The sequence below is a fragment of the Sphingomonas sp. genome (assembly GCF_019242355.1).
Classification (GTDB): Bacteria; Pseudomonadota; Alphaproteobacteria; order Sphingomonadales; family Sphingomonadaceae; genus Sphingomicrobium.
Window position 1 is genome coordinate 1 of sequence record NZ_JAFAVR010000227.1, and the last position, 2,204, is coordinate 2,204.

The window sequence follows — 2,204 nt, forward strand, 5'->3', positions numbered from 1 at the left end:
CCCGGACGCGGGATGGACGTCAGGCCGCATCCGCACATCAACCTCGCTACCGTGACCTATCTGTTCGAAGGCGCGATCGCCCATCGCGACAGCGTCGGTTCCGACCAGGTGATCGAGCCGGGCGCGATCAACCTGATGACCGCCGGAAGGGGCATCGTCCATTCCGAGCGTTCGCCGGAACAACTCAGGCCCGCCGGCCCGACCCTCTACGGGATGCAGACATGGCTGGCGCTCCCCGACGGAGGCGAGGAGGTCGACCCGGCCTTCGAACATGTACCAGGTGACGAGCTGCCGCTGGTTGAGGACGGCGCGTCGTCGGCACGGGTGCTGATGGGAAGCCTGTGGGGCGCGACGGCCGCGACCCGCTGCGATTCCGAGACCATCTATGCCGACGTGCTGCTTGGCGCCGGCTCGTCGGTCCCGATCGATGCGGAGGCGGACGAGCGTGCGGTGATGCTTGTGGACGGCGCCGCCGACCTCGACGCTACGGCGCTCGACCTGTTCGCGCTATACGTGATGCGCCCTGGCCATGCAGCGCGCCTCAGCAGCGCGAGCGGCGGCCGGGCAATGCTGCTTGGCGGCGAAGCGTTCGCAACGCGGCGCTTCGTCTACTGGAACTTCGTGTCCTCATCGCGCGACCGCATCAACCAGGCGAAGGACGATTGGAAGGCGATGCGCTTCCCGACCGTGCCCGGCGACGACCAGGAGTTCATTCCGTTTCCGGAAGTGCCGAAAACCGTGAGCTACCCCTAAGGCTCTGGAGCCGGCCGAGCAGCCGCCCGTCGATCGCTGCGAGCCCAAGCGCAATGAGGCCGAGGCCGATAAAGTCGCCCGCCGTCAGCGCCTCATCGAGGAACAGGCCGCCGAGGAAGATCGCGATCGGCGGAACCAGCAGCGTCACCAGCATCGCATTGGTCGCGCCCGCCTGCGCGATCAGCCGGAAATAGAGCACATAGGCGAAGGCCGTGCAGACGAGGGCAAGCGCGGCGATCGCTGCCCAGGCGCCAAGCGGCGGGGCCGGCAAGGTCCACGGCCGATCAAAGGCCAACGACAACGGCAGCAGGATGACCGCGCCGGCCGTTAATTGGCCGGTGGTCACGGCGAACGGGGAAATGCCCATCTTGCGATAACGGCGCGCCCAGACGGCGGCGAGCGCGTAGCTTAGCGACGCGACCACGCAAGCGAGCTGGGCGAGCGCATCATTGCCGATGTTGGAGAGGATCGACGGTCCGACCATCACCGCGACACCAGCGACGCCGAGCAGGACTCCGCCGAGCTTGCCCGGGCTCATCCGCTCGTCGTGTGTCAGGAAATGCGCGACGACCACGCCCCAGATCGGCGTCGTCGCGTTGAGGATCGCGGCAAGGCCGCTGGCGATGTGGATCTCGCCCCAGCCGATGAGCACGAACGGGACCGCGTTGTTGAGCAGCGCAAGAAGGAAGATCGACGCCCAGATGTGGCGCGGCAGGCCCGGGCGCTCGCCCTTCAGCCAGAGGTAGATCCACAGGCCCCCCGAAGCGATCGTCAGCCGCAGCCACACATAGGTCAGAGGCGGCACATGGCGCACCGCGACTCCGATGAAGAAGAATGCGCCGCCCCAGATCGCGGCGAGGAACAGGATGATGCCCCAGTCCCGCTTGTTCATCTGCGTCCTGATCATCCCGCCGGCATAGGTGCGGTCGGCCGTCGCCGCTTCCGCGCGATTGCGGTCGAACTGAGTGGGATCAAGCGGCTTCATGATCTCGAGACTATGCAAGCGCGGCGCCGGATGCCAACAAATGCGGCTCCCGCCGCAATAAGCCAGGCTTATCGACGCAAGCTTAGTCGCGCAGGAGCTCGTTGATGCTGGTCTTGGAGCGGGTCCGCTCATCGACGCGCTTGACGATGACGGCGCAAGCCAGGCCTGGCCCCCCGTCCTTGCCCGGAAGCGTGCCGGGCACGACGACCGAATAGGCCGGTACCCGCCCGTAGCGGACCTCGCCGGTCACTCGGTCGACGATCTTGGTCGAAGCGCCGAGAAACACGCCCATCGAGAGCACTGAGCCTTCCTCGACGATGACCCCCTCCGCGACCTCCGAACGCGCGCCCACGAAACAGCCGTCCTCGATGATCACGGGACCGGCCTGTAGGGGCTCGAGCACGCCGCCAATTCCCGCGCCGCCTGAAATATGGACGTTGCGGCCGATCTGCGCGCAGCTGCCGAC

The 2,204-nt window shown here is 67.0% G+C and carries 3 protein-coding genes; 1 reads left to right on the plus strand and 2 read right to left on the minus strand.

The genetic code is table 11. The features are described from left to right. Positions 1 to 753 (plus strand): pirin family protein (locus JOZ79_RS11105; RefSeq protein WP_294074106.1); only part of this gene is annotated, 753 nt, incomplete at its 5' end. Here JOZ79_RS11105 and JOZ79_RS11110 read toward each other — a convergent pair. Together JOZ79_RS11110 and JOZ79_RS11115 are read right to left on the minus strand one after the other, a co-directional pair. Next, complete coding sequence (locus tag JOZ79_RS11110) at positions 710 to 1,756, minus strand: DMT family transporter (RefSeq protein WP_294074108.1); 1,047 nt, start codon at positions 1,754 to 1,756, stop codon at positions 710 to 712. The genes JOZ79_RS11105 and JOZ79_RS11110 overlap by 44 nt on opposite strands. Before the next feature lie 64 nt (positions 1,757 to 1,820). After that, a partial coding sequence (locus JOZ79_RS11115) for a DapH/DapD/GlmU-related protein (protein ID WP_294074110.1) occupies positions 1,821 to 2,204 on the minus strand: 384 nt, incomplete at its 5' end.